This window comes from Achromobacter sp. 18P8.1.1 (assembly GCF_057799415.1).
The window spans coordinates 1-26,378 of the sequence record NZ_JBYOKH010000067.1; the positions used below are offsets into that span (position 1 = coordinate 1).

The following is a 26,378-nucleotide window of genomic DNA, read 5'->3' on the forward strand; positions in this document are numbered from 1 at the left end:
CAGCAGGTCAGGCCGCAGGGTCGTGACCACGAATAGAATACCCAGGCAGACCGTGACGGCCTGAGCGAAGATCAGCCAATATCGGCGCATGATTCTAGATAGGACAAGCAATGAAAAAAGTGGACTCCCACGTGCTGGCCAGCTGGCTGGACGACACCCTGCAAGCGGCGCGCTTCAAGGACTACTGCCCCAACGGCTTGCAAGTGGAAGGCCGATCTGAAGTCGGACACATTATCACCGGTGTCACCGCCAGCGAAGCCCTGTTGCGCACGGCGGTCGAACGCGGGGCCGACGCGGTGCTGGTGCATCACGGCTGGATGTGGCGCAACGAAGACCGCCGCATCATCGGCACGCGCCGCACGCGCATGGCGCTGGCCCTAAAGAACGACCTGAACCTGTACGCCTATCACCTGCCGCTGGATGCGCACCCGACGCTGGGCAACAACGCACAGCTGGCCCGCGTGCTGGGACTGACCCCGGAACGCCGCGACGACGGCTCTGCCCGCACCTGTGGCCAGGACAACCTCGTCTGGCTGGGCGAGGCCACCGGCGTGCAGACGCTGGGCCAACTGGGCGCGCGCGTGGCCGAACGTCTGGGCCGGCAGCCGCTGGTCGTGGGCGATCCGGACCAGCCCGTCTCGCGCGTGGCATGGTGTACCGGCGGCGCGCAAGGCATGCTGGCCGACGCCGTAGACGCGGGCGTCAGCGCCTACATCACGGGCGAAGTCTCGGAATCCACCGTGCACCTGGCGCGCGAGACCGGCGTGGGCTTCATCGCCGCCGGCCACCACGCGACCGAGCGTTTTGGCGCGCAAGCGCTGGGGCAGGCGGTCGCCGAGCACTTCGGCATCAAGGTGGAATTCGTCGACATCGACAACCCGGCCTAGCAAACGCCGCGCACGACCCGTCATCCGCCCCCGAAAGGGGGCTTTTTTATTTCACGACGCCAACGTCGACATGGGCGTCGCAAGCCCCTGAATCCGCCGCACTCGGCTCCGGGAAAACCAGAGGGTGCGGTCAATGCAACGCCTGTGCGTCGCATCTGGTCAATCGCGGTTCTCTCCCTGTCAATTCTGGCCGCAGCCCCAGCCCTAGCATTCCATGCAGCCGCCCGCAGCCGATCTCCTTCCCGGCCGGGCCTCCTTCACACGGAGCCACTGAATGCTGACCCTCTACGACCACCCGCGCTCCGGCAACTGCTACAAGGTCCGCCTCTTTCTAGACCTCATCGGCAAACCCTACCAACGCACGTTTGTCGACGTGCTGGCCCGCAAGAACCAGACGGCGGAATTCGAGCGCATCAGCGCGTTCCAGCAGGTCCCCGCGCTGACCGATGGCGGCACCGCCATCTGGGACAGTCACGCCATCCTGCTGCACCTGGCGCACCACTACGCCCCCGAATGGCTGGCGCCGCTGCCCAGCATCGGCGCCATGCACGCCTGGCTATCGGTATCCGCCAACGAAATCGCCAACAGCCTGCAGCCGCTGCGCTTGACGCACGTAGTCAGCAACGCCGAAGCCGCGCACCACCTGGGCGTGAACGAAGCACTGCTCGACATCCCCGGCATGCAAGCCCGCACCGACCGAGTCCTCTGCCGCATGGACAAGCGCCTGGCGGAACACCGGTGGCTGGCCGGCAGCGACGTACCGAGCGTGGCCGACATCGCCTGCTACGGCTACGCGGCGCTGGCCGAGGAAGCCGCCATCGACATCACCGCCTATCCGGCCCTTGCAGCATGGCGCGAACGCATACGGCAGTTGCCGGGATACGTGCCCCCAGGCCCCTGAGCCCCCGCACGCCACGACAAAAAACCAATACGACAAGAGGAAAAACCATGGACGCTATACCGGCCGTGCAGCCCGCTGCCCGCTCACACAAGAAACCGAACCTGTTCCGGGTCGCCGTTGCGACCGTCATCGGCACCGCCGTGGAAGCCTTCGACTTCCTCGCCTACGGCACCGCCGCGGCGCTGGTTTTCAACAAGATCTTCTTTCCGCAGTTCGATCCGGTGACCGGCACGCTGGCGGCCTTTGGCGCATTCGCCAGCGGCATGCTGGCGCGGCCCATCGGCGGCATCCTGTTCGGCCACTTCGGCGACCGCGTCGGCCGCAAATCCATGTTGACGCTGAGCCTGTTGCTGATGGGCCTGTGCACCGTGCTCATCGGGCTGCTGCCCACGTATGAACAGATCGGCATCTCGGCGGCGGTGCTGCTGGTCGTGCTGCGCATCGGCCAGGGCCTGTCGTTCGGCGGCGAGATGGGTGGCGCCATGCTGATGGCAGTCGAACACGCACCGCCGAAGTGGAAGGCGTTCTTCGGCAGCCTGCCGCTGGTGGGCGCGCCCCTGGGCATCCTGTTGTCGGTGGGCTCCTTCGCGCTGGTGACGCGGCTGCCGGAAGCAGACTTCCTGTCCTGGGGCTGGCGCCTGCCGTTCCTCGCCAGCGCCGTGCTCATCGTCGTGGGCCTGTTCATCCGCCACGGCATCGATGAATCGCCCGAGTTCGAGCAGGTCAAGCGCGAGCGCGCGCAGGCCAGGCAACCACTCGCCAATAAGGTGCCGCTGCGCGAACTGCTGCGCGCGCACGGCAAATCGCTCTTGCTGTGCATCGGCTGCAAGATCGCCGAGGTCACCTTGATCTATACCTTCCTGGTGTTCTCGGTGTCTTACGCCGTATCCAAGCTGGGTTTCAGCCGCGCCGACGCGCTGCACGCCTTGCTCTACGGCGCGGGCGTGCTGATGTTCACCATCCCGCTGTTCGGCGTCCTGGCCGACCGCATCGGCGCGCGCCGCGTCTGCGGCTGGGGCGGCATGTTGCTGGGGCTCATGGCCATTCCGATCTTCATGGCGGTGGGTAGCGGTTCGCTCATGGCATACAGCCTTGCCGTCTTCGTCGCCATGGCGTTGAACTACGCGATCATGATCGCCCCCCAGTCCAGCCTCTACAGCGCCCAGTTCCCCCCGGAGCTGCGCTATTCCGGACTGTCCATCGGGGTCCAGTTCTCGGCGGCCATCGGCGGCGGCCTGGCACCGCTGATCTCGGCCACGCTCGTCCAGAAGTTCGACAGCATCCTTCCCGTCGGCGTCTATCTGGCCTTCCTGGGCATCGTCGCCGGCACCTCGGCATTCCTCATGAAACCCACGGCCCAGGACCTGCGCCGCGGCTGACGCGCCCAAGCCGTCCCGCAGCGGGCGGCGCGACCTACGCGCCGCCGCCGCCGCTGCCACTTCTGGCCGTCTTGCGATACAAGGCGGGAGACATGCCGAAGCGCTCGTGGAAGCGCCGGATGAAATGGCTGGCGTGCTGGAAACCGCAAGAGACGGCGATCTCCTTGACCTCGACGTGCGAGCGCCGCGGGTCCTCCAGCGCCTCCCTGGCCAGTTGCAGGCGACGCTCGCGCACATAACTCGTGTATTGCAACGAACGCATCTTGAACAGCCGGTGTACCCAGCGTGTGGTCACGCGCAGCACATCCGCCACCGCCTGCACCGACAGGTCCGGATCGGTGATGTGGGCATCGATGTAGCTCGCCAGCACCTGCCAGTTGTCCGCCGGCGCCCGCGCGTCGCCCGGTATCTTCTCCAACGCCTGGCTGGTGTAGATCGAGGCCAGCAGCGCCAGCAGGGCCTGCTCGGCAAAGAGCGACGAGGTGGGATTGGATTCCGCCTTGTCGAAAAATACGTGATGCAGGCAGCGATGGGCGGTCTGCACCATCGGCAAGCCGGCCACGCCGCGCTGCGCGGTGAACTGCGACATCGCCAGGCTGTGCGCGCCCAGCAGGCGCGAAAGCGGCCCCTTCACCACCACGATGCGCGAATCGGTGTACATCCGGATCTCGGAGGGCAGTGCGGTCGTGCGAAAGATGATGTCCCCCGGCTCCAGCGGCAGGGTCGCCTCGTTCTGAACGATGACGCCATGCCCCGCGATCACGAAGCTTGCCAGGAACTCCGCGTGGTCCAGGTCGGCCGCGTGCTCCGCGCGATGGTGCACGCTGATCGGCGTGGATTCCAGGCTGACCACCAATCCGCCCGCACGCAGTCGACAGGCCTGCAACTGCAGCCTGGGCTGCTCCGTCAACGCCCGGAACTCGCCCGGCAGGACGAGCTTGTCCAGCTCGCGCTCATAGCCGGCGATCTCTTGCGCGTAAAAGGGGCGGAACTGGGGCGCAAAGTTGAGATCCGCCTCGGAACAGGCGGGCCGGGCGGGTGCGTTCACGGTCTGGCTGGCGCTGGGCATGCTCGGAATTCTCCGTCGGGCCGGCCGACAACGGCCGAAAAACGCCTGCCGTCCTGTCGCATTGAGTCAACCCGCGTTCGTGATCGGTCAATTGCAGGCCGCGCTGGCGGGCGTGTAATTGAGCCATTATCCCCAAGGAGACCCCATGCTGGAAAAACAAGATCATGCCGACGCCTTCTTTGCGCGCTCCGCGAACAAGCTCGACTTCGGAAACTGGGGCGAGAAGGAAAAGGTAGCGCTGAGCTGCCGCATTCTCGCCAGCGAAGGCCATTCGGAAACCCTGGCAGGCCAGATCACCGTGCGCAAGGAAGACGGCACGTTCCTGACCACGCCCTTGGCCCAGGCGTTCGACGAAATCGATCCGGCTTCGGTCATCCGCATCAACGAGGACATGGAAGTGCTCGAGGGCCCGGGCACGCCCAACCCCGCCGTGCGCTTCCATTTCTGGGTCTATCGCCAGCGCCCCGACGTGCAATGCATCATCCACACGCACCCGCCGCATGTGTCGACGTTGTCGATGACGGGCCAGCCGCTGGTCGTCGCGCACATGGACGCGACTCCGTTTCACAACGACTGCGCGCACCTGAAGGAATGGCCGGGCCTGCCCATCGCCGACCAGGAAGGCGAGATCATTTCAGCGGCGCTGGGCGACAAGCGCTGCATCCTGCTGGCCAACCATGGATTTCTGGCCGCGGGATCCTGCGTGGAAGAGGCGCTGTACCTGTCGGTGCTGATTGAACGCGCGGCCCGCAATCAGTTGCAGGCAGCCGCCGCCTACGGCGAGGTAAAACCGGTGAATGATGCACTGGCCGCCGAATCGCATGACTTCCTGCTCAAGCCCAGCATCGTGCGGGCGAGCTTCGCCATGTTCGCGCGCCGCGTCGAACGGCAAATGGCCGCGCGATAGCGCACGCGGGCAACAAGCCGCGGCCGGGATCCGCGCGTGGGCGGGTCCCGGGCCTGCGGCAAAGACAGATCAGGGCTTTTTGAGCAGGTCGCGGATTTCGCGCAGCAGCGCCACGTCTTCCGGCGTTGCGGCGGGTGCGGCCGGCGCTTCCTCGGCCTTGGTGCGGGCCTTGTAGATGGCCTTGACCATCCAGAAGATCACGAACGCCAGCAACACGAAGTTGATGATGATGGTGACGAAATTACCCCACGCGAACACGTTTGCGCCCGCTTTGGTGAGGTCGGCATACGTCATCGGGCCGTTGTAGCCGGCCGGCATGGACAGCACCAGGAACTTGTTCGAAAAATCGACCGAGCCGCCAAGGATGAAGTTGACCAAAGGCATGACGATGTCTTTGACGAGCGAATCGACGATCCTGCCGAACGCTGCACCGATAATGACACCCACCGCCAAGTCGACCGCATTGCCTTTTACGGCGAAATCTCGGAATTCTTTGACGAAACCAGTTGCTTTGCTCATAAAAGCACTCCCTTCGTAATACGCCCGTCAGTGGGCTGGCGCTATAATACGCGGTTGCTATGTTGTTACATATTCCCGCGAACCCGATGCCGCAGAAATGATGCTACTCGTAGAGCGGGCGCATCAACAAGGATAGGAAGATGAGTCAGGATACGCTGGTGCACGATGATGACGGTGCGGTTGATCCCAACCTGCCACCTGATCCTTCGCGACGTTTCTGGGTTACCACCGCCTGTGCTGTGGGTGGCGTAGCAGGTGTCGCAACGGCTTTGCCGCTTGTGAGCACATTTTCTCCCTCTGAAAAGGCCCGTGCGGCCGGGGCCCCTGTAGAAGTGGATATCGGCGATATACCCGTCGGCACCATGAAGACAGTGGAATGGCGTGGGAAGCCGGTGTGGATCATTCACCGTTCTCCCGAACAGCTCGCCGCCCTGAAAGCGCTGGACCCTCTACTGGCCGATCCCGATTCCAAGCGGCCTGGCTTCACTCCCAAATACGCCGAAAACGAAGCTCGCTCGCGCAAGCCCGAGATCTTCGTCTGTGTCGGCATCTGTACCCATCTGGGCTGCTCGCCCACCTCGCACTTCGAAACAGGCGGCGGTGGCGGCATGGGCGCCAATTGGCAAGGCGGATTCCTCTGTCCGTGCCACGGCTCCACGTTCGACCTGGCTGGCCGGGTCTACAAGAACAAGCCTGCTCCCGATAATCTCGAAGTACCGCCTTACCAATATCTCAGCGACACCCGCATCATTGTGGGCGTTGATGAAGACAACAAGGCCTGACGCTCGCGTCGCGCTTTTTTCCCGAATTACGTAAGTAAAACAAATACGCCACGTATTAGAGAAGGAGCCGTTACATGGCTGGCGAGAAAACCGTCGAGACGACAGGCCTGTTGGGCTGGCTGGACCGGCGCTTTCCGGTGACCTCCACCTGGAAAGCCCATCTGTCCGAGTACTACGCACCGAAGAATTTCAACTTCTGGTATTTCTTTGGCTCTCTGGCCTTATTGGTCCTGGTGCTGCAGATCGTGACCGGCATTTTCCTGGTCATGCATTACAAGCCGGACGCCGAACGCGCGTTCCAGTCCGTCGAATACATCATGCGCGAAGTCCCTTGGGGCTGGCTGGTGCGCTATATGCACTCCACCGGCGCGTCGATGTTCTTCGTCGTCGTGTACCTGCACATGCTGCGCGGGCTGCTTTACGGTTCCTACCGCAAGCCGCGCGAACTCGTGTGGATCTTCGGTGTGGCGATTTTCCTCTGTCTGATGGCCGAAGCTTTCTTCGGCTACCTGCTTCCCTGGGGCCAGATGTCGTATTGGGGCGCCCAGGTGATCGTGAACCTGTTCGCGGCCATTCCGTTCATCGGCCCTGAACTGTCGATCTGGATCCGCGGCGACTACGTCGTGTCGGACGCCACGTTGAACCGCTTCTTCGCCTTCCACGTCATCGCGATTCCGCTGGTGCTGGTCGGCCTGGTGGCAGCTCACCTGGTGGCGCTGCACGAAGTCGGCTCGAACAACCCGGACGGCATCGAGATCAAGCAGGGCCCGAAAGACAAGTACGGCCGGCCCAAGGATGGCATCCCGTTCCACCCGTTCTACTCCGTGCATGACCTGATGGGCGTGGCGGGCTTCCTGCTCGTGTTCGCGTTCATCGTGTTCTTCGCGCCGGAAATGGGCGGGTACTTCCTCGAGTTCAACAACTTCATCCCTGCTGACTCGCTGAAGACGCCTCCGCACATCGCTCCGGTCTGGTACTTCACGCCGTTCTACTCGATGCTGCGCGCCACCACCGACGAATTCACGTGGGTGCTGGCAGGCGCATCGGTGCTGGGCGCCATCGCGTTGCTCGTCAAGAGCAACCTGAAGGGCATCCTGCGCGTGGCCATCCCCGGCATCCTGATCGTCGTGGCCGTGCTGCTGCGCGTGATCGACGCCAAGTTCTGGGGCGTGGTCGCCATGGGCGGCACGGTCGTCATCCTGTTCTTCCTGCCGTGGCTGGACCATTCCCCGGTCAAGTCGATCCGCTACCGCCCCACGTGGCACAAGTGGATCTACGGCATCTTCATGGTCAACTTCCTGGTGCTCGGCTACATCGGTACGCAGCCGCCCAGTCCGCCGTTGAACATCACGTCGCAAATCGGCACGCTGCTGTACCTGGCATTCTTCTTCCTGATGCCGGTCTGGAGCCGCCTTGGCACCTTCAAGCAAGTGCCTGAGCGCGTTACGTTCCACGCCCACTGAGCCCCACCAGATAACGGATTAACCATGATCAAGAAGCTGATTGGTGCCGTGGCCTTGATGCTCACGTGTACCGCCGCATTCGCCGCCGAAGGCGGGTTCCCGCTGGACAAGGCGCCGTACCGCGTCAACGACATGGCGTCGCTGCAAAACGGCGCCAAGCTGTTCGTCAACTACTGCCTGAACTGTCATAGCGCATCGTCGATGCGCTACAACAAGTTGAAGGACATCGGGCTGACCGACCAGCAAATCAAGGAAAGCCTGCTGTTCACCGGCGAAAAGGTGGGCGACATGATGACTGTCGCCATGACGCCCAAGGACGCCAAGAAGTGGTTTGGCACGACGCCCCCGGACTTGTCCGTGATCGCCCGCGCCAAATCGGTCAACGCCGGCCCGTCCGGCGCGGACTACATCTATACCTACCTGCGCACCTTCTACCGCGATTCGTCACGCGCCACCGGCTGGAACAACCTGGTTTTCCCGGCCGTGGGCATGCCCCACGCGCTCTGGGAGCTCCAAGGTCCGCGCGAGCTGACGACCGTGGCCATGCATGAAGTGGAAGTCAAGGATGCCAAGGAAGGCGCACCCAAAACCTGGGAACGCGTCACGACGGTGTACGATGCTCAAGGTTTTTCCACGGTCAAGGCCGAACCGGTAGCTGATTACCGCGGCCATGCCACCTTTGATGCCAAATTTAAGGCCGCCAACCCGGCCCAAGTCGCAACATACGACAACGACGTCGCAGACCTGACCGCGTTCATGTCCTGGATGGCCGAGCCCGTCCAGACGTTACGCGTCCGTATCGGCGTCGGTGTCATGTTGTTCCTGCTGTTGTTCTTCCTGGTTACGTGGCGCTTGAACGCTTCGTACTGGAAGCACGTGCGCTAACCGCAACGCCCCGCCAGGCATACAACCGTCCCCGTTTAAAAACAGGGACGGTATTGGCGGATAGGGCTGTACGCCTATCCCGCCTGGCAATCGGGGCCAGCGCCTGCTAGATTTAGGCGCTGGCCTTTCGTTTTTCATAAAGGACTTTCACCATGATGGTGCTCTATTCCGGAACCACGTGTCCGTTTTCGCAACGCTGCCGCTTCGTGTTGTTCGAAAAGGGTATGGATTTCGAGATCCGCGACATCGACCTGTACAACAAGCCCGAAGACATCTCGGTGATGAACCCGTACGGTCAAGTGCCCATTCTGGTCGAGCGCGACCTGGTCCTGTACGAGTCGAACATCATCAACGAGTACATCGACGAGCGCTTCCCGCACCCGCAGCTGATGCCCGCTGACCCGGTCATGCGCGCCCGCACCCGCCTGTTCCTCTACAACTTCGAGAAGGAACTGTTCGTTCACGTCTCGACGCTGGAAGACCGCAGCGCCAAGCCGGACGAGAAGAAGCTGGCCCATGCCCGCCAGAACATCCGCGACCGCCTGGCCCAGCTGGCCCCCATGCTGCTGAAGAACAAGTACATGCTGGGCGAAGAGTTCTCCATGCTGGACGTGGCCGTGGCTCCGCTGTTGTGGCGCCTGGACCACTACGGCATCGAACTGCCCAAGAACGCGGCTCCGCTGCAAAAGTACGCCGAACGCATCTTCTCGCGTCCGGCTTACATCGAAGCGCTGACGCCTTCGGAAAAAGTGATGCGTCGTTAAGGCTGTTGTGTGATGGGTGAAACTTCGACCAAACCGTATCTGATCCGCGCACTGCACGAATGGTGCACTGACAACGGCTACACGCCGTACATCACCGTGCAGGTCGACGAGCACACCATGGTGCCCGTCGCGCATGTACGTGACGGTCAGATCACACTGAACGTGGGCACGCTGGCCACCAACCGTCTGGTGCTGGGCAATGAATTCATCGAATTCCAGGCCCGCTTCAGCGGCGTGACCGAAAACGTCTACGTTCCCGTCGGCGCCGTCAGCGCCATCTACGCGCGCGAAACCGGCGCCGGCATGGGCTTCGAAGTGCAGCCCTACGAACCGCCGGCAGCCGGTGCACAAGGCGTGGCGGACACCGCCGCGCCCGAAAGCACCGATGCCGAGGCCACGCCGGGCGACGACGGCGGTGATGACGACGAACCCAAGCGTCCGCGCCTGACTATCGTCAAATAGCCGCCGCGATGCGGGGACGGCGCGCCTGGCGCAATGTCCCTGCAAGCCAGACTGATTCCCGCGCTCCGTGCCAGGCAGGATGCCCATCCTGCCCGCGCGGGGCGTTTTGCTGCGCGGCGTTTACGCACGTCGCCCCACCACGGCGGCGCTGAACCACCGCCATGGGGAAGGCTGTATTCCGGCACGCGTCGGCCCGCACACGGCGGCAGCGTTTTTTCATTACAATGCAGTCCCTGCGCGTGCCCTGGCACGCCAAGCCGGTGTAGCTCAGTTGGTAGAGCAGCTCACTTGTAATGAGAAGGTCGAGGGTTCGATTCCTTTCACCGGCACCAAACGCATCCAACAAAAAGCCCAACCTTCCGGTTGGGCTTTTTGCTTTTCGACAGCCGTGTGCGGCCCGTGGCTTCAGCCCAGCGGGGGCAGCATGTTGAACAAGAGGACCATGATCAGGCCCACGACCGACACGATCGATTGCACCACCGAAATCGTCTTGGTGGCTTCGCCCATCGTCATGCCGAAGGATTCCTTCACCATCCAGAAACCGGCGTGGTTGGCATAGTTGAAGAACAACGAACCGCAACCGATCGACAGCGCCAGCAAGGGCAGGTTCAACGAGGGGTCGGCGCCGGCCAACGGCGCCAGCAGGCCCGCGGCGCCCACGATGCCGACCGTGGCCGAACCCGTGGACACCGACAGCAGCATGGCGATCAGCCAGCCCAGGATCAGGGGCGGGAAGGCGAACTGGTGCGTCAGGTGCACAATGGCGTCGCCAACCTTGGCGCTGGTCAGCACCTGCTGGAAGGCGCCGCCGCCGGCGATGATCAGCATGATGCCGGCGATGGGCTTCAAGCTCTGACCCAGCGCCTCGCGCAGTTTTTCCGCGTCGCCGCGACGCATGAAGACCAGCGTGACGGCGGCAAACAACACGCCCAACAGCATGGCGACGACCGGGTTACCCAGGAAGGCGGCCACGTGCAGGCCGCTTGAACCCTTGGGCAGCAGCATCTCGGCCACGGCGTGCACCAGCATCAGCAACGCCGGCAGCAAGGCCGCAAGGATGCCCAGGCCCACGCTGGGCGCGCCGTTGCCGGCGGCCGCTTCGCGGGTGGCGGTGAACTGGTCCAGCAGCGCCTCGTCCGGACGGGTCGTCATGCGCGGGGCGATGAACGCGCCATACAGCGGACCGCCGAAGATCATGGCCGGCAGCGCGGCGATGAAACCGTAGATCATGGTCGGACCGACCGTGGTCTTCAAGGTGGCGATCGCCGTCAACGGCCCCGGGTGCGGGGGCACCATGCCGTGCATGGCCGCCAGGGCGGAAATCACCGGCACGCCGACATACACATACGCCGACCCCTTGAAACGCTGCTGGCCCTCCAGCTTGCGCGCCACGCTGAAGATCAGCGGCAGCATCACCACCAGGCCGACCTCAAAGAACATGGGGATGCCGATGACGAACGCCACCAGCGTCATGGCCCAGGGGATCATCCGGGGCGAGGTGTGGCGCAGGATGGCGCTGGCCAGGCGCTCGGTGGTGCCGGAGTCGGCCAGGATCTTGCCCAGCATGGCACCCAGCGCGATCACCACGCCGACCGCGCCCAGGGTCTTGCCCGCGCCGTCGGTCAGGTTCTTGACGATGGCCACCGGCTCCATGCCCGTGGCGAAGCCGACGCCGATGGAAACGATCAGGAGCGCCAGCAGCGGATGCATGCGGATGCGCGAAACAATCAGTGCGACCAGCACCAAAACGCTCACCAGGGCGGTGAGCAGCAATTGAATGTCGAACGAAGACATGTGTGAACCCAGAAAAGACGAGAGAGGTCGCGAACCTTCTGGGTGCCATCATAAGGGATCGGCTTTACGCCCGCCGGTCACAGGGCGGCGGGCGGGCGGCGAAGCGTCAGGGCGCCCCGCGCAGCCCATCCCCAAGCGCTCAGTCGGGCTTGATCCCTGCGGCCTTGATGATCGCCGCGTTGCGCTCCAGTTCCGTCTCGACCTTGCGGCGGAACGCGACCGGGTCCTGGTAAGTCGCGTCAAAGCCCAGCTCCTGCAGTTTGGCCCGGGTATCCGGTTCCGCCATCACCGCTTCGATTTCCTTGGACATGCGGGCGACGATGGGCGCGGGCGTGCCTTTGGGCATGACCACGCCGAACCAGGTTTCGAAGTCGTAGCCGGCCACGCCGCCTTCGGCAACGGTGGGCACCTCGGGCACCAGGGAAGAGCGCGCGCGGCCCGTCAACGCCACGGCACGCACCTTGCCCGCCTTGATTTGGGGCAGGCCCGCCACCAGGGTGTCGATCGACAGCGGGATCTGGTTGCCGATCAGGTCCGTCATGGCCGGTGCGCTGCCGCGGTAGGGCACGTGCAGCAGCTTGGCCCCCGTGCGCTGGGCCAGCGACTCGCCCGCCATGTGCGGCGTGGAGCCGTTGCCGAACGAACCGAAGCTGAGCGGCTGCGCGGCCGACTTGCTGGTGATGTCCGCCACCGTGCCGATGCCGGTCTGCGGATTCGTCAGGATCACGAACGGCGTGCTGCCGGCGACCGCGACGTATTCGTAGCTCTTGATCGGGTCGTAGTTCAGGTTCGGATACAGCAGCGGGTTCGACGTGAACGTCGGCGCGCCGGTGATCATGAAGGTATAGCCATCGGGCGCAGCGCGGGCGACGGCGGCAGCGCCGATGCCGGTGTTGGCGCCGGGCTTGTTTTCAATCACGACGGTCTGGCCCAGGCGCGCGCCCAGCTTCACGGCGAAGAGGCGGCCGATGACATCGGTGGATCCGCCCGGCGGGAACGGCACCACCATGGTGATCGGCTTGTCGGGATAGGACTGTGCCGAGGCCATCAGCGGCGTTGCGGCCAGGACGCACAGCGCGAGGGCGCGGGCGACGGTTTGGTTCATTGGTTTCCCCTTGTGTTGTTGGTGTGGTGATCAGTGCGGCAGCACAGGCGCCTGGCGCCAGTACTGCGTAGCCTGTTCGAACGCGTGCGCCAGCTGCAACAGCGCGTGTTCCTGGCGATAGCGCCCGACGATCTGGATGCCCACGGGCAAGCCCGCATCGGTGAAGCCGCAGGGCACCGAGACCGCCGGATGGCCGGTCAACGACAGGTAGTAACCCGACCGCATCCAGTCGATGTAGTTGTGCATCGGCGTGTCTTCGATGCGGCTCACGGTTTCCTGCTCGACCGGGAACGGCAGCACCTGACTGACAGGCCCGATCAGGAATTCATGGGTCTGCATGAAGGCCTGCATGCGCGCGAACAGGGCAGCGCGGTCGCGCTCGGCCTGGAGGACGGCAGACGGCGGCTGTTGCAGGCCCAGTTCGACGTTCCAGATGACCGTGTCTTTCAGCACATGCCGGTGGTCGCGCAGCACTGCTTCGTAGCCCACCGCGAAGGCCTGGCCGCGCAGGGCCTGGAACGAGGCGTCTGCGCCAGTGAAGTCCGGGCAGGCGGGTTCCACCACCGCACCAAGGTCCGCGAAGACAGGCAGTTGGCGTTCCAGCGCCTGCAGCACCGCGCGTTCGACGGGCAGGCCGCCCCAGGTCGGCGCATAGGCGATGCGCACGCCATTGAAATCGCGCGCCAGGGTGTCGAGAAAGCGTGCCGGGTCCTGTTCGATGGCCAGCGGGTCGCGCGGGTCTGCGCCGGCGGTCGCGGCCAGCAACAACGCCACGTCGGCGACCGTGCGCGCCATCGGGCCCGCCACGGTCAACGCGTTGAAAGGGTTGGCCGTCGGCCATTGCGGGACGCGACCGGGCGACGGCCGCAGGCCCACCACGTTGCAGAACGAGGCCGGATTGCGTAGCGACCCGCCCATGTCGGTGCCGTCTGCCAACGGCGCCATGCGCGCGGCCAGCGCGGCCGCGGCGCCCCCGCTGCTGCCGCCCGCGGTCAGGCGCAGGTCGTAGGGATTGCGGGTGGCGCCGAATACCGGATTGAACGTCTGCGAGCCCGCGCCGAACTCGGGCAGATTGGTCTTGCCCAAGGTAATCGCCCCCGCCGCGCGCTCGCGGCTGACGATCAGGCTGTCGCGCTCGGGCACGAAGTCGCGGTACAGCGGCGAACCGTAAGTCGTGCGCAGGCCGGCCGTCAGGAACGAATCCTTGTGCACGATGGGCAGCCCATGCAAGAGGCCCAGCGGGTGGCCGGCCGCCTGGCGTTCATCGGCCTGCGCGGCGCGCGCCAGCGCGCCTTCGGCATCCACGGTCACCACCGCATTCACTTGGGCATTGCAGGCGTCGATGCGCGCCAGGTGCGCGGCCGTCACGTCACGGGCGCTGAGATGGCCGGCGGCGATCTCGGCGCGCAGTGCCACGGCGGTCATGTCGCATAAAGAGGAAGTCTGTGTCATTGCAGCTTAGGTTTATTGCTATGCGATACAAAGTATTGAATAATCAACTTTATAGTGGGTATTCCGCCCCCGGACAATTCGGGGAAACTAGCGCTGCCCGCTTTCACTGCCCTCCTTGTCGCTACCTCCGCTCCCTTTCGCCGCCCGTCCCGGACCCGCCATGACGACACGCCCGCCCTCTGTTGCCGATACCGCCGCCGTGGACAGCGACGACCCCTTGTTTGTCGCATCGCTGGAGAAGGGCATGCGGGTGCTGGACGCGTTCCGCGACGCCTCGGACTCGCTGGGCCTGACCGATATCGCCTCGATCACGGGCTTGGGAAAAAGCGCTGCGCAGCGCTTCATCCACACCTGGGAGCGCATGGGCTACCTGATCAAGGATCCGGCCTCGCGCCGTTACCGGCTGGGGCCCCGCGTCGTGGAACTGGGCTACTTCTTCCTGCGCAGCGACCGGCTGGTGTCCATGGCTGCGCCGCATCTGGTGGCGCTGCGCGACCGCTGCGGCCTGGCCGTGCACATGAGCGTGCTGGCCGGCACCGACATGATCTATCTGCTGCGCCTGCCCAGCCGGCAATTGACCCTGGCCGAAATGCTGCCGGGCCGCCGCATGCCCGCCTGGTGCAACAGCGGCGGACGCATGCTGCTGACCCCGCAAGACGATGACGCCATCCGGCAGGCGCTGCTGCGGGCGCCGCCACGCGCTTTCACGCCGCGCACGGTCGTGGACCCGGACGCCTTGCTGGCGTTGATCCGCCAGGCCCGCGAAGACGGCTATGCACTGACTGAAGACCAGGTGCTGCAAAACCAGGTGGGCGCGGCGGTGCTGGTGCGCGACGCACGGGACGTGCCGCTGGCCGCGATCAGCGTGAGAGCGCCGCGCCACGACTATCCCACCGACCGCTTGCTGAGCGATATCGTGCCGCAGCTGTTCCGGACGGCGCAGGCAATCCAGGACGCCTGATTCAAATTTTTCGGGCCGTTTTGCATTCTTTCGATTTTTTGTGCATAATTCGGCCCCTCTACCTGTTCCCCGATAGCTCAGTCGGTAGAGCGACGGACTGTTAATCCGCAGGTCGCTGGTTCGAGCCCAGCTCGGGGAGCCAAGAATTCAGCCGCGCAATCTTCATCCGCACGGCTCGCAGGACAAGCAGTACCCGCAGTACCCTTAAAAAAGCCCGCAACCTGTTTGCGGGCTTTTTGCATTGCCGTCCACAACGCGTAGGATGACGCGCATCCCGCCCTGATGCTTTCCGCCTCTTGCCCATGCGTTCCACGCGATCCCTGCCTGCCCTGGTCTCTTTGCGCGCCTTCGAGGCCGCAGCGCGGCGCCTGAGCTTTTCGCTGGCCGCCCAAGAGCTCTTCGTCACGCAAAGCGCGATCAGCCACCACATCCAGCGCTTGGAAAGCGAGCTGGGCGTGGCGCTGTTCGAGCGGCGCACGCGCGCGGTGGCGCTCACGCCTGCCGGCCAGGCCTACTACGAACACGTGCACGCCGCCTTTGAATTGCTGCGCCAGGGCACCGATGCCATCCGCGCACCGACGGCCGCGCGCACCACGCTGAAGGTTGGATTGCTGGCGTCGTTCGCCACGCGCTGGCTGGCCCCGCGCCTGCCGGCGTTCGCCGCTGCGCATCCGGACATCGACCTGCAACTGCAGCCGGACATTGGCCTGGCCGATGTGGCGGGCGGCGAAGTGGACGTGGCGATCCGCTACGGTCGCGGCGGTTGGCCCGGCGTGGCCGCGCGGCTGCTGATGGCCGAACGGCTGTCGGTCGTATGCGCGCCCAGCCTGATCGCCGGCCGCAAGCGCCCGCGCACGCCGGACGATCTGCTGCGACACCCTTTGCTTGCCTCGCATGCCAAGCAGCCCTTTGAATGGGACGCGTGGGCACGACGGTTCGGCATGGACCTGGGCCGCGCCCAGACCGTGCGCCTGCACGACTACAACATCGTCGTCGAAGCCGCGCTGGCCGGCCAAGGCCTGGCCATGGGCCGGCATCGGCTGATCGCCCCGCACCTGGCCAGCGGCGCGCTGGTCCAGGCGCTGCCGGAGACGGTGCTGGAGGATCCGCGCATCGGCTGGTGGTTCGTCGCCCCCCGTGCCGCCCTGACGCCCCCGGCAAAGGCCCTGCATGACTGGCTGGTCCAGGCCGCACAGGCGGCGGTGGACACGTATTAGTTCTACTCATGTGTAAAAGGCAAGAATTGATTGGTCACGCGCAGCAGTGGCCGATAGCATCGAAGCTCGCGCTTTTTCGCTAACCCCTTTTGCAGGTGAATCGACATGACCCGCACCATCTCAGGCCGCGTGGCCGAACTGGGCTACACCCTGGAAGCCGCCGCCGCGCCCGCCGCCAACTACGTGCCGTTCGTCCTGGAGGGCAACCTGCTCACCATCTCGGGCCAGATCTCGCGCCAGGGCGGCAAGCCGCGCTACCTGGGCCAGCTGGGCAACCAGATCTCGGACGCCGACGGCGTCGAAGCCGCAAAGCTGTCGGGCCTGAGCATCCTGTCGCAGATCGCCGCCGCGACGGGCGACCGCCTGGACCGCGTGGCGCGCGTCGTGCGCTTGGGTGTCTTCGTGGCCAGCACGCCTGACTTCAACCGCCAGAGCGCCATCGCCAACGGCGCGTCCGACCTGATGGTGGACGTGTTCGGGGACGCCGGCCGCCATGCGCGCAGCGCCGTCGGCGTGGCCTCTCTGCCCCAGGGCGTCGCCGTGGAAATCGAAGCCGTCATCGCCTTGACCCCCGCCTGATCGCCCGCCGCCATGCCAGCCCCTCTGACCCCTGACGCCATCGACGCGTTGCGCGCCTGCACGCCGGGCACGCAAACCAGCATCCACTTCAATCACGCCGGCTCGTCGTTGCCGTCTGCCGGCACGCTGGAGGCGATCTACGCGCATCTGCAGCGCGAAGCGGCGCAGGGTCCGATGGAGGCCGGCGTGGCCGCGCGCGCACTGACTGAAAGCGCCCGCACGCTGGCGGCCCGGCTGCTTAATGCGCAGCCGGACGAAATCGCGCTGACCACCGGCAATTCCCCGGGCTGGGGCGCGGCCTTCGCCGCGATGGCGCCATGGCGTCCCGGCGACCGCATCCTGGTCGGCCGTCACGAATGGGGCGGCAACCTGGCGGCAATGCGGCTACGAGCAGAACGCGCTGGCGCCGTCCTGGAAGCCATCCCCTCGGATGACAGCGGCTGCGTGGACCCGGAGGCGCTTGCCGCCATGCTGGACGACCGCGTGCGCCTGATCGCGTTGACGTGGCTGCCCGCCAACGGCGGCCTGATCAATCCGGCGGCCGCCATCGGCCGCGTGGCGCGCCAGCACGGCATTCCGTATTTCGTGGACGGCGCGCAAGCGGTGGGCCAGTTGCCCATCGACGTGGCGGAGATCGGCTGCGACGTGCTGAGCGGCGCCGGCCGCAAGGCCTTGCGCGGCCCCCGCGGCACGGGCCTGTTGTACGTGCGGCGCGATTTCCTTGACCAGCTCACGCCTGCGTTCGTCGATACCCATTCGGCCCCGCTGGGCGCGGACGGCCAGCCGCAATTGCGTGCCGATGCCGCCCGCCTGGAATCCGCCGAAAACTCGCTGGCGTTGCGCTGCGGCCTGGCCCACGCCTTGCAGGAAGCGCTGGACATCGGATTGGAGACCATCCGCGCCACCATCGATGCCAAAGCTCAATCGCTCAGAACGGAGATCGCGGCCATCCCGGGCATCACCGTTCTGGATCAGGGCCGGGAGCTGTCCGGCCTGGTGTCCTTCAACCTGGCCGGCCAGGAAGCGGCGGCCGTGCAGCGCGCCCTGGCGGCGCAGGGCATCACCATCGGCAGCAACGGCGTGCCCTACACGCCGCTGGACATGCAGGCGCGCGGCCTGACGCAGATTGCGCGCGCCTCGGTCAGCTATCTGACGAGCGATACCGAGGTCGCCCGCTTGCTGGATGGGCTGCGGCAACTGGCGCGCTAGCCCGGCCATTGCCGCCTTAGGCCGCCGCGCGGCGCGTGAAGGGCGACCACTTCGTGAAGACGAGCAGGTTGCCGACCATCACCAGCGCCAGGCCGGCAAAGGCCGACGGGGTCCATTGATAGCCCTCGGCCACCGTCGACACGGTAAGCGCGACGACGGGGAACAGCACCGTGCAATATGCGGCGCGGGCCGGCCCCATGCGACCCACCAAGGTCAGGTAAGCGGTAAAGCCGATCACCGATCCGGGAATCGCCAGATAGAGCAGGGCGCCCACATACGCCGGCGACGAATCGAACTGGAACGGCAGGCCCGCCACCAGGCAGCCCGCCAACAGGATCGACGCGCCGTAGACCATGCTGAAAGCATTGCCCGTCAGCGGCCGGATGCCGGCGCGCTGCTGCAACGACGACAGCATATTGCCGGTGGAAAAGCAGAACGTGCCCAGCAGCGCGAAGCCCAGGCCCAGCAACGTTTCGTGGCTGGCCTGCTGGCTGGCCAGCTCGGGCCAGAACAACAGCACCAGGCCTGAAAAGCCGAACACGCCGGCCAGCATCACACGCGGCGCGATGCGGGTGCCGAACCACAGCCGGGCGTTCAGCGCGTTCCACAGCGTCGCGGCAGAAAACACCACCGATACCAGTCCGCTGGGAATCCACTGCGTGGCGGTGTAGAAGCACAGGAAATTCAGGCAGAACAGGCAAAGGCCCTGGCCCACGCAGAGCCAATGGCCGCGCCGGTCCAGCTTCTGCAGTTTGCGGGTCAGCAACAGGGCGGCGAACAGCACCAGGCCAGCAAGTGCGAAGCGGTAGAAGATGGACACGGGAATGGCCACCACGCCAAGTTGCAGCTTGATGGCGATCCAGGTGGTGCCCCAGATGACGACGGTCAGGAAATACAGGAAGAGATTCACGATGCGATGGGCAGAAAATAGGGGACACGAAGCGGGCGAACCAGAGCACAAGCCGCCTTGCCGCGAGTGTGCGCCGCCCGGCCGGCCCCGGATTGCCGGTTCTTGCGGTTTTTGCACGGTCGCGCGCGCGGCGCGCGCGAGATCGCAGTAGCATTTCACTCCTATGGGCACCACCGCCTCGGCCCCGGCCGATTTCTCCGTCTTTCGCACCTTGTCGCGCTCCACCGCCACGCTGGAACGCGCCTCTGCGCTGGGCGAAGGCATGGCGATTTCGCAATGGGGCCGCAGCGCCAACGAAACACTGGGCTACGACACCCCGGGTCACCACACGCTGTCGCTGTACCTGCATGGCGGCGACAAGTCGTTCCGGGTCGGCCACGACACCCTGCACGGCGGCGCCGGCAAATTCTGCGTGTTGCCCGCCGAACACTATTCGCGCTGGTGCATGAACGACACCGTGCATTTCCTGCACCTGTACATCGCGCCCGAACGGCTGGCGCGCGAAGCCGTCATGCGGCTGGACTGCGAACCCCGCACCCTGGAACTGCGCGACCGCACCTACATCCAGGACGACTCTCTGATCGACGTGTGCCGGCAGTTGCTGGGCACAGACTGGTCGCAGCCGGCGGACCGGCTGGCGGCCAGCAGCGCAGCGGAAACCGTGCTGCACCACCTGCTGAACCAGGGCGTCGCTCGCAAGTCCGCCCCGCCTGCCCGGGGCGGCCTGGCGCCCGCCGTGCGCCGGCGCGTCATGGATTACGTGGACGCACATCTGCACGAAGCCCTGACGCTGGACCAGCTGGCGGGCGTCGCCGCGCTGTCGACCTACCACTTCGCCCGCATGTTCCACACCTCGTTCGGCGAACCGCCGCATGCGTGGGTGCGCGGGCGCCGCCTGGCGCTCGCCCGCAGCCTGCTGGCCGCCGGCAAGGGCGACCTTGCCGGCATCGCGCAGGCCAGCGGCTTCGGCAACGCCAGCCACCTGTCGCGGGTGTTCCGCGACGCCATCGGCGTCACGCCCGGCCAGTACCGCAGCGCGCGCCGCCAGCACTGAAGGCGGCCGCCGTCCGGCCCCGTTTCCCGACCCACGCGGTCTACAATGGCCCATCGCCCTTAGCGGCCTGACACCGCGGTCCCACCGCGCTTGCCCACGACGCGATGCCGTCCACGACCTCTCGCGATTCCGATCTCCTGGCCGGCCCCGCCGCCCCGCGCCCGCTGCGCGCGCATTGGCTGGCCGAACTCATCCGCCTGCGCGAAACCCATTGGGGCCCGCTGGACGACGCCGACGCCGTGCGGCGCGTGCGGCAGCTGGACACCGATCTGCCCTCGCGCATCCTGGCCCGCGCCGACCTGTTGGCGCAACGTGAAAACCTGATCCCATTGGTCGATGCCTGGCGCCGCAGCGCGCGCGGCATCCTGGCCGTACTGTTCGTGCTGGCCCTGATATCCGGCATCGGCGTTGCGCTGGGCGCGCTGGGCGACGGATCGCGGCCGGTCAACGTGCTGTGGGCGCTGGGCGCCTTGCTTGGCCTGCACGCGCTGACCTTCCTGGTGTGGCTGGCCAGCTTCCTCGTCAGGGCGTCGGCCATGACCGGACTGGGCCGCCTCTGGCTCTGGGCCACCCGCAAGCTGGCGCGCGGCCCCGACGGCGCCCTGGTGCCGCAGGCCTTCCTGAACCTGCTGGCGCGCGCAGGCGCGCTGCGCTGGCTCTTCGGCGCCATCAGCCACCTGCTGTGGCTGACTGCCCTGTGCGCCGCGCTGGCGACCTTGCTGGCGGTTCTGTCCACCGCCAGCTACCGCTTCATCTGGGCCACCACCTTGCTGGCCCCCGACACCTTCGTGGGGCTGACGCAGGCCATCGGCTGGCTGCCCGCGCACCTGGGTTTCCCGATGCCGGACGCCGCGGTCATCCGCGCCAGCGACGGCGCGCAGACCCTGACCGCCGACGCGCAGGTGCAGTGGTCGCTGTGGCTGATCGGGGTGCTGGTGGTCTACGGCATCCTGCCGCGCCTGCTGGCGGGCGCGCTTTGCGTGGTCGCCACGCTGCGCGCGCTGCGCCGGGTACGCATCGACCCCATGCTGGCCGGCTTTTCACCGCTGCGCGACCGCCTGGAACCGCCGGCGCAATCCCTCGGCATCGACCGCCCCGTGGACCCGCTGCACGAACCCCGCGTCCGCGCGCCATCGCTGGCCGCTCTCGGCGGGCAAGCTGTGCTGCTGGGCCTGGAACTGCCCGCCGACCTGCCCTGGCCGCCCGCGGACGTGCCCACGGGCATCCAGATGGCCGGCAACCTGGACACGCGGGAAGAACGCAACCGCGTGCTGGACGCGCTTGCGCAGGCGGCGGCCTCGCGCCTGCTGATCGCCTGCGACGCCCGCCAGACGCCCGACCGCGGCACCCTGTCCCTGATCGCCGAACTGTCCGCTCACGCGCAGGCTACCGGCGTGTGGCTCATCACGGGGCCCGAGGATGAGTCCGGCGCCGGCACGCGCGCCGCGCTGTGGCGCGAACGGCTGCTGGCCCTGGGCCTGCCTGCCGACGCCATCCTGCAAACCCCTACGGCCCCGCTGACGTGGCTGGAGTCCGGCCATGGCTGACGACGTCATCAAGATCGCGGTGGTGGGCCACACCAACACCGGCAAGACCTCGCTCTTGCGCACCCTCACGCGCGACACCGCGTTCGGCGAGGTGGCCGACAGCCCCGGCACCACACGCCACGTCGAAGGCGCGCGGCTGCGCCTGGAAGGCCGCGCCGTGCTCGAATGGTTCGACACGCCCGGGATGGAAGACAGCATCGCCTTGCTGGAATACCTGGAGCGGCTGGATGGCCCCGAAGAACGGCTGGACGGCCCGGCGCGCATCCGCCGCTTCCTCGACACGCCCGAAGCGCACGGCCGCTACGAACAAGAGGCCCGCGTCCTGACCAAGATGCTGGACTGCGACGCCGCGCTCTACGTGATTGACGCGCGCGATCCTGTGCTGGGCAAGCACCGCGACGAACTCTCCATCCTGGCCGCCTGCGGCCGGCCCTTGCTGCCGGTGCTGAACTTCGTGAACGCGCCCGCCCACCGTGCCGACGAGTGGCGCGGCGCGATGGCCCGGCTGGGCCTGCATGCGGTGGTGGAATTCGACACGGTCGCGCCGCCGCTCGATGGCGAACAGCAGTTGTACGCCAAACTGGGCGTGCTGCTTGACCGGCACGCCGGCGCGTTAGCGCGGCTGTCCGACAGCCTGTCCGCGCAACGCCGCGAACGCCACGCCGCCGCCTACGAACTGTTGGCCGATCTGCTGGTCGACGTAGCGGCGCTGCACGTGTCCAGCGCCAGCGACGAGGCCGCGCTGGCCGCTGCATCGAACCAGTTGCGCGATCAGGTCCGGCAACGCGAACAGACCTGCGTGAACGCCTTGCTGGCGCTCTATAACTTCCGTCCGTCTGATTTTTCGGATGATGCGCTGCCGCTGCAAGGCGAACGCTGGGGCATGGACCTGTTTCATCCGCAGGCGCTCAAAGACATGGGCGTGCAGGTCGGCATGGGTGCGGCCGCCGGCGCAATGGCGGGCGCGGCGGTGGACCTCTTCAGCGCAGGCCTGAGCCTGGGCACCGGCATGCTGATCGGCGCGGCCGCCGGCGGCCTGTGGCAGGGGGTGGAGAAACTCGGCAAGCGCGTGGCGGGCAAACTGCGCGGCTGGCGCGAGATCAGCGTGGACGATGCCGTGCTGCGCCTCCTGGCGCTGCGCCAGCGGCAATTGATCGACGCGCTGGAACGCCGCGGCCATGCCGCACGCGAGCCATTGAAACTAGCCCTTCCGGATGACGCCGCCTGGCAGAAGGGGCCCTTGCCCGACGGCCTGAAGGAAGCGCGCAGCCGCCCGGAATGGTCGGCGCTGGGCAAGCATTACGAAGACAGCGACCGCAGGAAGCGCATCGTCCACGAGTTGGCGAAAACCCTTGCCGCCACGCCTCGTCCGGACGCCTGACCACCGCGCCGTTCCCCGCGTGGAACGCACCATTCAAGGCCGACGGCAAGCGCGGACTAACCCCAATCCAAACCGATTGACGCTTAAACGAATCGATCTATAAGATTCGTTCTGCATCGGCGCGGTCCGTCCCCGCCATGACAATCACAAGGGGTTGGGTCTATCGTGAAGTCGAAGTCCTCGGCAGTGATTCCCGGCATCGCCCTCCACGGCCCGTGCGCAGTTCGCGCCGCGCGCCTTCCGACCCCACGCCGTCTTTCGTCGTAAGCAGCAACGCCATGCCCCGGATCCCGATGGGGCCGGGGCCCTGTCACTTCTGTCGCGCGATCCGCGCACCACACGGAGCATGAGGGCTATGCGTACTTTTCCCCACCTGAAGCAGGCTGCGCTGGCGGCTACCGTTGCGGCATCGCTGGCATTCAGCGCCGGCGCGGCCGCCAAGACGTTCCACTGGTCCTATCAAGGCGACGCCACGTCGATGGACCCGATGGCCTTGAACGAAACCTTCACGCTCGGTTTCCAGGGCAATATCTACGAGACGCTGGCAGGTTACGACGGCAACCTGAAACTGACCCCCTTGCTGGCCGAAAGCTGGGAAAACCCCGAGCCGACCAAATGGGTGTTCAAGCTGCGCAAAGGCGTGAAGTTCCACGACGGTTCGCCCTTCACGGCGGACGACGTGATCTTCTCGTGGAAACGCAGCCTGACGCCGGGCTCCGACATGAAGGGCTACGGCGCCAAGGCCTCCGACATCAAGAAGGTGGACGACTACACGATCGAAGTCACCACCCCCACGCCCAACCCCATCCTGCCGCGCGAATGGGTGTTCCTGTACATCATGAGCAAGACGTGGTCCGAGAAGAACAAGACCACCGAAGCCACCAACGTCAAGGGTGACAACCAGGGCAACTACGCCAACCTGAACGCCAACGGCACCGGCCCCTTCATGCTGGTCTCGCGCCAGCCCGACGTGAAGACGGTGCTCAAGCGCTATGGCGACTATTGGAACAAGGACATCAAGACCAACGTCGACGAAGTCATCTTCCAGCCGATCACGCAGGAAGCCACGCGCGTGGCCGCGCTGATCTCCGGCGAAATGGACCTGGTGCAACCCGTGCCCGTGCAGGACTGGAAGCGCCTGGAAGACGCCAAGGGCGTCAAGCCGCTGACGGCGCCCGAAGCGCGCGCCATCTTCATCGGCATGGACCAGGACCGCGACGAACTGCTGTTCTCGGACGTGAAGGGCAAGAACCCCTTCAAGGACGCCAAGGTGCGTGAAGCCGTGGTGCTGGCGGTCGACACCAAGGCCATCAACGAGAAGATCATGCGCGGCGCGGCCAAGCCGCTGGGCTCGCTGGTGGCTACCGCCATCAACGGCTACGCCGACTCCTACGGCGCGCCCTACAAGCCCGATCCCGAACGCGCCAAGAAGCTGCTGGCCGAAGCGGGCTACCCCAAGGGCTTCACGGTGACGATGGACTGCCCGAACGACCGCTACGTCAATGACGAAAAGGTCTGCCAGGCGGTGGCCGGCATGCTGGCTCGCGTCGGCATCAAGATCAACCTGCTGGCGCAGACCAAGTCCAAGTACTTCGGCAAGATCCTGCTGCAGGCGGGCAACCAGACCAGCATGTACATGCTGGGATGGACGCCCAGCTCCACCGACGCGCACAACGCGCTGCTGAACCTGGCAGCCTGCCGCGACGCGAAGACGGCGGCCGGCCAGTTCAACCTGGGCGGCTACTGCAACAAGAAGGTGGACGACCTGACCAACAAGATCGGCGTCGAAACCGATCAGACCAAGCGCAACGCCATGATCAAGGAAGCGTTCGAGATCGTGCGCAGCGACTTCGGTTACCTGCCGCTGCACCAGCAACCGATGTCTTGGGGCGTGAAGGACAACATCAAGGTCATCCAGCGCGCCGATGACGTGCTCGACCTGCGCGACGTGGTGTTGCCGTAACCGCCTGCCGCAATCCCTGCGTTGATTTCCTGACGATGTGAGCCCCGGACGGCGTGAGCCGTCCGGGCGCGCCCGGCCCAGCCCCGCTTCCCGCTTTCAACGGAAACGCGGCCCGGCGTTATCTGCAAACGAGGGCATCCGATAATGCTTTCCTTTATTGCGCAACGGCTTATCCAGTCGGTGCTGGTGATGTTGACGGTGGCGCTGATCGCGTTCTCCATGTTCCGCTATGTGGGTGACCCGATCGCCAGCATGGTCGGCCAGGACACCACGCCTGAACAACGCGCGCAGCTGCGTGTCGAGCTCGGCCTGGACGATCCCTTCGTGGTGCAGTTCGCCCGCTTCGTCGGTAATGCGGTGCAAGGCGATTTCGGTATCTCGTACCGCCAGCGCCGGCCCGTCAGCGAACTGCTTGAAGAACGCATGCCCGCCACGCTGGAACTGTCTTTTGTGTCCGCCGTCATGGCATTGGCGCTGGGCATTCCGATGGGCATCTACACCGCGCTCAAGCGACACGGCGTGCTGTCCAAGGCCTTCATGGCGATCTCGCTGGCCGGCATCTCGCTGCCGACATTCCTGATCGGCATCCTGCTCATCCTGGTCTTCGGCGTGCAGCTGCGATGGCTGCCCAGCTTCGGGCGCGGCGACGTCGTCAGCCTGGGGTGGTGGACCACCGGCTTTCTGACCAAGTCGGGCTGGCTCGCGCTGATCATGCCGGCCATCACGCTGGCGCTATTCCAGATGACGCTGATCATGCGCCTGGTGCGCGCCGAGATGCTGGAGGTGCTGCGCGCCGACTTCATCAAGTTCGCGCGCGCCCGCGGCCTGCCGGAACGGCTGATCAATTTCCGCCACGCCTTGAAGAACACGATGGTGCCCGTCATCACCATCACCGGGTTGCAGCTGGGGTCCATCATCGCGTTCGCCATCATCACGGAAACGGTGTTCCAGTGGCCCGGCATGGGGCTTTTGTTCATCCAGGCCATCAGCATGGTGGACATCCCCGTGATGGCCGCCTACCTGGTGCTGATCGCGTTCATGTTCGTCGTCATCAATCTGGTGGTCGACCTGCTGTACTTCGCCGTGGACCCGCGTCTGCGCGTGCAGAGCAAATGAAAAATAGCCCCCACGCCGCGCCTTCGGCTTGCTGCCCCCCGAGGGGGCGCTTTTTACCTTGGGACGGCCCAG

Annotated in this window: 24 protein-coding genes, 2 tRNA genes and 1 pseudogene; 20 read left to right on the forward strand and 7 right to left on the reverse strand. The window is 65.8% G+C overall.

Annotation, left to right across the window (positions count from 1 at the left end):
* A pseudogene (locus AC27VE_RS28075) lies at nt 1-90 on the reverse strand (2-alkenal reductase); the annotation flags it as partial.
* Nucleotides 91-110: 20 nt separating this feature from the next.
* Here AC27VE_RS28075 and AC27VE_RS28080 point away from each other — a divergent pair.
* The 3 genes from AC27VE_RS28080 (at nt 111) to AC27VE_RS28090 (ending at nt 3,167) form a co-directional block, all read left to right on the forward strand.
* The gene (locus AC27VE_RS28080) at nt 111-887 is read left to right on the forward strand and encodes a Nif3-like dinuclear metal center hexameric protein (protein WP_280027248.1); all 777 of its coding nucleotides are present in this window, start codon (nt 111-113) and stop codon (nt 885-887) included.
* Between the two features lie 274 nt (nt 888-1,161).
* Nucleotides 1,162-1,788, forward strand: coding sequence for a glutathione S-transferase family protein (locus AC27VE_RS28085; RefSeq protein WP_488705580.1), 627 nt, complete (start codon nt 1,162-1,164; stop codon nt 1,786-1,788).
* Between the two features lie 47 nt (nt 1,789-1,835).
* On the forward strand, nt 1,836-3,167 hold the full coding sequence (locus AC27VE_RS28090) for an MFS transporter (RefSeq protein WP_006224524.1): 1,332 nt from the start codon (nt 1,836-1,838) through the stop codon (nt 3,165-3,167).
* 34 nt (nt 3,168-3,201) lie between these two features.
* On the opposite strand, the gene AC27VE_RS28095 is transcribed toward AC27VE_RS28090, so the two are convergent.
* Entirely contained in the window at nt 3,202-4,236 is a 1,035-nt protein-coding gene (locus AC27VE_RS28095) for an AraC family transcriptional regulator (RefSeq protein WP_488705581.1), read from the reverse strand.
* Nucleotides 4,237-4,381: 145 nt separating this feature from the next.
* Here AC27VE_RS28095 and AC27VE_RS28100 point away from each other — a divergent pair, with 145 nt between their 5' ends.
* Complete coding sequence (locus AC27VE_RS28100; protein WP_427958381.1) at nt 4,382-5,143, forward strand: aldolase; 762 nt, start codon at nt 4,382-4,384, stop codon at nt 5,141-5,143.
* 69 nt (nt 5,144-5,212) lie between these two features.
* Here AC27VE_RS28100 and mscL read toward each other — a convergent pair whose 3' ends face one another.
* The gene (gene mscL, locus AC27VE_RS28105; RefSeq protein ID WP_006224521.1) at nt 5,213-5,662 is read right to left on the reverse strand and encodes a large conductance mechanosensitive channel protein MscL; all 450 of its coding nucleotides are present in this window, start codon (nt 5,660-5,662) and stop codon (nt 5,213-5,215) included.
* A gap of 140 nt (nt 5,663-5,802) precedes the next feature.
* Here mscL and petA point away from each other — a divergent pair, with 140 nt between their 5' ends.
* From petA to AC27VE_RS28135, 6 genes are all read left to right on the forward strand, one after another.
* The gene (petA, locus tag AC27VE_RS28110) at nt 5,803-6,444 is read left to right on the forward strand and encodes a ubiquinol-cytochrome c reductase iron-sulfur subunit (RefSeq protein WP_006224520.1); all 642 of its coding nucleotides are present in this window, start codon (nt 5,803-5,805) and stop codon (nt 6,442-6,444) included.
* A gap of 74 nt (nt 6,445-6,518) precedes the next feature.
* Nucleotides 6,519-7,907, forward strand: coding sequence for a cytochrome b (locus AC27VE_RS28115; protein ID WP_006224519.1), 1,389 nt, complete (start codon nt 6,519-6,521; stop codon nt 7,905-7,907).
* 24 nt (nt 7,908-7,931) lie between these two features.
* Entirely contained in the window at nt 7,932-8,792 is an 861-nt protein-coding gene (locus AC27VE_RS28120; protein WP_006224518.1) for a cytochrome c1, read from the forward strand.
* A gap of 152 nt (nt 8,793-8,944) precedes the next feature.
* Entirely contained in the window at nt 8,945-9,556 is a 612-nt protein-coding gene (locus AC27VE_RS28125) for a glutathione S-transferase N-terminal domain-containing protein (RefSeq protein ID WP_006224517.1), read from the forward strand.
* A gap of 12 nt (nt 9,557-9,568) precedes the next feature.
* On the forward strand, nt 9,569-10,018 hold the full coding sequence (locus tag AC27VE_RS28130; RefSeq protein ID WP_006224516.1) for a ClpXP protease specificity-enhancing factor: 450 nt from the start codon (nt 9,569-9,571) through the stop codon (nt 10,016-10,018).
* 256 nt (nt 10,019-10,274) lie between these two features.
* Nucleotides 10,275-10,350 (forward strand) — tRNA-Thr (locus AC27VE_RS28135).
* Nucleotides 10,351-10,423: 73 nt separating this feature from the next.
* On the opposite strand, the gene AC27VE_RS28140 is transcribed toward AC27VE_RS28135, so the two are convergent.
* From AC27VE_RS28140 to AC27VE_RS28150, 3 genes are all read right to left on the reverse strand, one after another.
* Complete coding sequence (locus AC27VE_RS28140; protein ID WP_488705582.1) at nt 10,424-11,812, reverse strand: GntP family permease; 1,389 nt, start codon at nt 11,810-11,812, stop codon at nt 10,424-10,426.
* A 139-nt stretch (nt 11,813-11,951) separates the two neighbouring features.
* Nucleotides 11,952-12,917: a Bug family tripartite tricarboxylate transporter substrate binding protein gene (locus tag AC27VE_RS28145; protein ID WP_315134430.1), complete on the reverse strand. Its 966-nt coding sequence runs from the start codon at nt 12,915-12,917 to the stop codon at nt 11,952-11,954.
* A 30-nt stretch (nt 12,918-12,947) separates the two neighbouring features.
* On the reverse strand, nt 12,948-14,369 hold the full coding sequence (locus tag AC27VE_RS28150) for an amidase (RefSeq protein ID WP_488705583.1): 1,422 nt from the start codon (nt 14,367-14,369) through the stop codon (nt 12,948-12,950).
* A gap of 160 nt (nt 14,370-14,529) precedes the next feature.
* On the opposite strand from AC27VE_RS28150, the gene AC27VE_RS28155 reads away from it, so the two are divergent.
* The 5 genes from AC27VE_RS28155 to AC27VE_RS28175 all read left to right on the forward strand — a co-directional run bounded on the left by AC27VE_RS28155 (nt 14,530) and on the right by AC27VE_RS28175 (nt 18,335).
* The gene (locus AC27VE_RS28155; protein ID WP_488705584.1) at nt 14,530-15,330 is read left to right on the forward strand and encodes an IclR family transcriptional regulator; all 801 of its coding nucleotides are present in this window, start codon (nt 14,530-14,532) and stop codon (nt 15,328-15,330) included.
* Nucleotides 15,331-15,396: 66 nt separating this feature from the next.
* Nucleotides 15,397-15,472, forward strand: a tRNA-Asn gene (locus tag AC27VE_RS28160).
* Between the two features lie 160 nt (nt 15,473-15,632).
* The gene (gene gcvA / locus AC27VE_RS28165) at nt 15,633-16,547 is read left to right on the forward strand and encodes a transcriptional regulator GcvA (RefSeq protein WP_488705585.1); all 915 of its coding nucleotides are present in this window, start codon (nt 15,633-15,635) and stop codon (nt 16,545-16,547) included.
* 105 nt (nt 16,548-16,652) lie between these two features.
* Nucleotides 16,653-17,126, forward strand: coding sequence for a RidA family protein (locus AC27VE_RS28170; protein WP_006224510.1), 474 nt, complete (start codon nt 16,653-16,655; stop codon nt 17,124-17,126).
* Nucleotides 17,127-17,138: 12 nt separating this feature from the next.
* Nucleotides 17,139-18,335 (forward strand): aminotransferase class V-fold PLP-dependent enzyme, encoded by a 1,197-nt coding sequence (locus AC27VE_RS28175; RefSeq protein WP_488705586.1) that lies wholly within the window; start codon nt 17,139-17,141, stop codon nt 18,333-18,335.
* A gap of 16 nt (nt 18,336-18,351) precedes the next feature.
* Here the strand turns inward: AC27VE_RS28175 and AC27VE_RS28180 are convergent, their stop codons facing one another.
* Complete coding sequence (locus AC27VE_RS28180) at nt 18,352-19,245, reverse strand: DMT family transporter (protein WP_488705587.1); 894 nt, start codon at nt 19,243-19,245, stop codon at nt 18,352-18,354.
* A gap of 163 nt (nt 19,246-19,408) precedes the next feature.
* Between AC27VE_RS28180 and AC27VE_RS28185 the strand changes: the two genes are divergently transcribed.
* The 5 genes from AC27VE_RS28185 to AC27VE_RS28205 all read left to right on the forward strand — a co-directional run bounded on the left by AC27VE_RS28185 (nt 19,409) and on the right by AC27VE_RS28205 (nt 26,306).
* On the forward strand, nt 19,409-20,299 hold the full coding sequence (locus AC27VE_RS28185) for a helix-turn-helix domain-containing protein (protein ID WP_488705588.1): 891 nt from the start codon (nt 19,409-19,411) through the stop codon (nt 20,297-20,299).
* A 104-nt stretch (nt 20,300-20,403) separates the two neighbouring features.
* Nucleotides 20,404-21,846 (forward strand): DUF2868 domain-containing protein, encoded by a 1,443-nt coding sequence (locus tag AC27VE_RS28190; protein WP_488705589.1) that lies wholly within the window; start codon nt 20,404-20,406, stop codon nt 21,844-21,846.
* On the forward strand, nt 21,839-23,227 hold the full coding sequence (locus tag AC27VE_RS28195) for a GTPase/DUF3482 domain-containing protein (protein ID WP_427958374.1): 1,389 nt from the start codon (nt 21,839-21,841) through the stop codon (nt 23,225-23,227). The genes AC27VE_RS28190 and AC27VE_RS28195 overlap by 8 nt, the downstream gene beginning before the upstream one ends.
* Before the next feature lie 355 nt (nt 23,228-23,582).
* Nucleotides 23,583-25,190 (forward strand): ABC transporter substrate-binding protein, encoded by a 1,608-nt coding sequence (locus AC27VE_RS28200; RefSeq protein WP_488705590.1) that lies wholly within the window; start codon nt 23,583-23,585, stop codon nt 25,188-25,190.
* 144 nt (nt 25,191-25,334) lie between these two features.
* Nucleotides 25,335-26,306 carry an ABC transporter permease gene (locus tag AC27VE_RS28205; RefSeq protein ID WP_006224503.1) on the forward strand — a complete coding sequence of 324 codons (972 nt, stop codon included), beginning with the start codon at nt 25,335-25,337 and terminating at the stop codon, nt 26,304-26,306.
* Nucleotides 26,307-26,378 lie beyond the last annotated feature (72 nt).

What these genes read in the sequence shown, in the direction of transcription:
- AC27VE_RS28190 (WP_488705589.1), top strand. Translation starts at nt 20,404, where the DNA reads ATGCCGTCCACGACCTCTCGCGATTCCGATCTCCTGGCCGGCCCCGCC.
- AC27VE_RS28195 (WP_427958374.1), top strand. Translation starts at nt 21,839, where the DNA reads ATGGCTGACGACGTCATCAAGATCGCGGTGGTGGGCCACACCAACACC.
- AC27VE_RS28200 (WP_488705590.1), top strand. Translation starts at nt 23,583, where the DNA reads ATGCGTACTTTTCCCCACCTGAAGCAGGCTGCGCTGGCGGCTACCGTT.
- AC27VE_RS28150 (WP_488705583.1), bottom strand. Translation starts at nt 14,369, where the DNA reads ATGACACAGACTTCCTCTTTATGCGACATGACCGCCGTGGCACTGCGC.
- AC27VE_RS28170 (WP_006224510.1), top strand. Translation starts at nt 16,653, where the DNA reads ATGACCCGCACCATCTCAGGCCGCGTGGCCGAACTGGGCTACACCCTG.
- mscL (WP_006224521.1), bottom strand. Translation starts at nt 5,662, where the DNA reads ATGAGCAAAGCAACTGGTTTCGTCAAAGAATTCCGAGATTTCGCCGTA.
- AC27VE_RS28115 (WP_006224519.1), top strand. Translation starts at nt 6,519, where the DNA reads ATGGCTGGCGAGAAAACCGTCGAGACGACAGGCCTGTTGGGCTGGCTG.
- AC27VE_RS28175 (WP_488705586.1), top strand. Translation starts at nt 17,139, where the DNA reads ATGCCAGCCCCTCTGACCCCTGACGCCATCGACGCGTTGCGCGCCTGC.
- AC27VE_RS28185 (WP_488705588.1), top strand. Translation starts at nt 19,409, where the DNA reads ATGGGCACCACCGCCTCGGCCCCGGCCGATTTCTCCGTCTTTCGCACC.
- AC27VE_RS28095 (WP_488705581.1), bottom strand. Translation starts at nt 4,236, where the DNA reads ATGCCCAGCGCCAGCCAGACCGTGAACGCACCCGCCCGGCCCGCCTGT.
- AC27VE_RS28090 (WP_006224524.1), top strand. Translation starts at nt 1,836, where the DNA reads ATGGACGCTATACCGGCCGTGCAGCCCGCTGCCCGCTCACACAAGAAA.
- AC27VE_RS28145 (WP_315134430.1), bottom strand. Translation starts at nt 12,917, where the DNA reads ATGAACCAAACCGTCGCCCGCGCCCTCGCGCTGTGCGTCCTGGCCGCA.
- AC27VE_RS28120 (WP_006224518.1), top strand. Translation starts at nt 7,932, where the DNA reads ATGATCAAGAAGCTGATTGGTGCCGTGGCCTTGATGCTCACGTGTACC.
- AC27VE_RS28205 (WP_006224503.1), top strand. Translation starts at nt 25,335, where the DNA reads ATGCTTTCCTTTATTGCGCAACGGCTTATCCAGTCGGTGCTGGTGATG.
- AC27VE_RS28140 (WP_488705582.1), bottom strand. Translation starts at nt 11,812, where the DNA reads ATGTCTTCGTTCGACATTCAATTGCTGCTCACCGCCCTGGTGAGCGTT.
- AC27VE_RS28155 (WP_488705584.1), top strand. Translation starts at nt 14,530, where the DNA reads ATGACGACACGCCCGCCCTCTGTTGCCGATACCGCCGCCGTGGACAGC.
- petA (WP_006224520.1), top strand. Translation starts at nt 5,803, where the DNA reads ATGAGTCAGGATACGCTGGTGCACGATGATGACGGTGCGGTTGATCCC.
- AC27VE_RS28085 (WP_488705580.1), top strand. Translation starts at nt 1,162, where the DNA reads ATGCTGACCCTCTACGACCACCCGCGCTCCGGCAACTGCTACAAGGTC.
- AC27VE_RS28080 (WP_280027248.1), top strand. Translation starts at nt 111, where the DNA reads ATGAAAAAAGTGGACTCCCACGTGCTGGCCAGCTGGCTGGACGACACC.
- AC27VE_RS28125 (WP_006224517.1), top strand. Translation starts at nt 8,945, where the DNA reads ATGATGGTGCTCTATTCCGGAACCACGTGTCCGTTTTCGCAACGCTGC.
- gcvA (WP_488705585.1), top strand. Translation starts at nt 15,633, where the DNA reads ATGCGTTCCACGCGATCCCTGCCTGCCCTGGTCTCTTTGCGCGCCTTC.
- AC27VE_RS28130 (WP_006224516.1), top strand. Translation starts at nt 9,569, where the DNA reads ATGGGTGAAACTTCGACCAAACCGTATCTGATCCGCGCACTGCACGAA.
- AC27VE_RS28100 (WP_427958381.1), top strand. Translation starts at nt 4,382, where the DNA reads ATGCTGGAAAAACAAGATCATGCCGACGCCTTCTTTGCGCGCTCCGCG.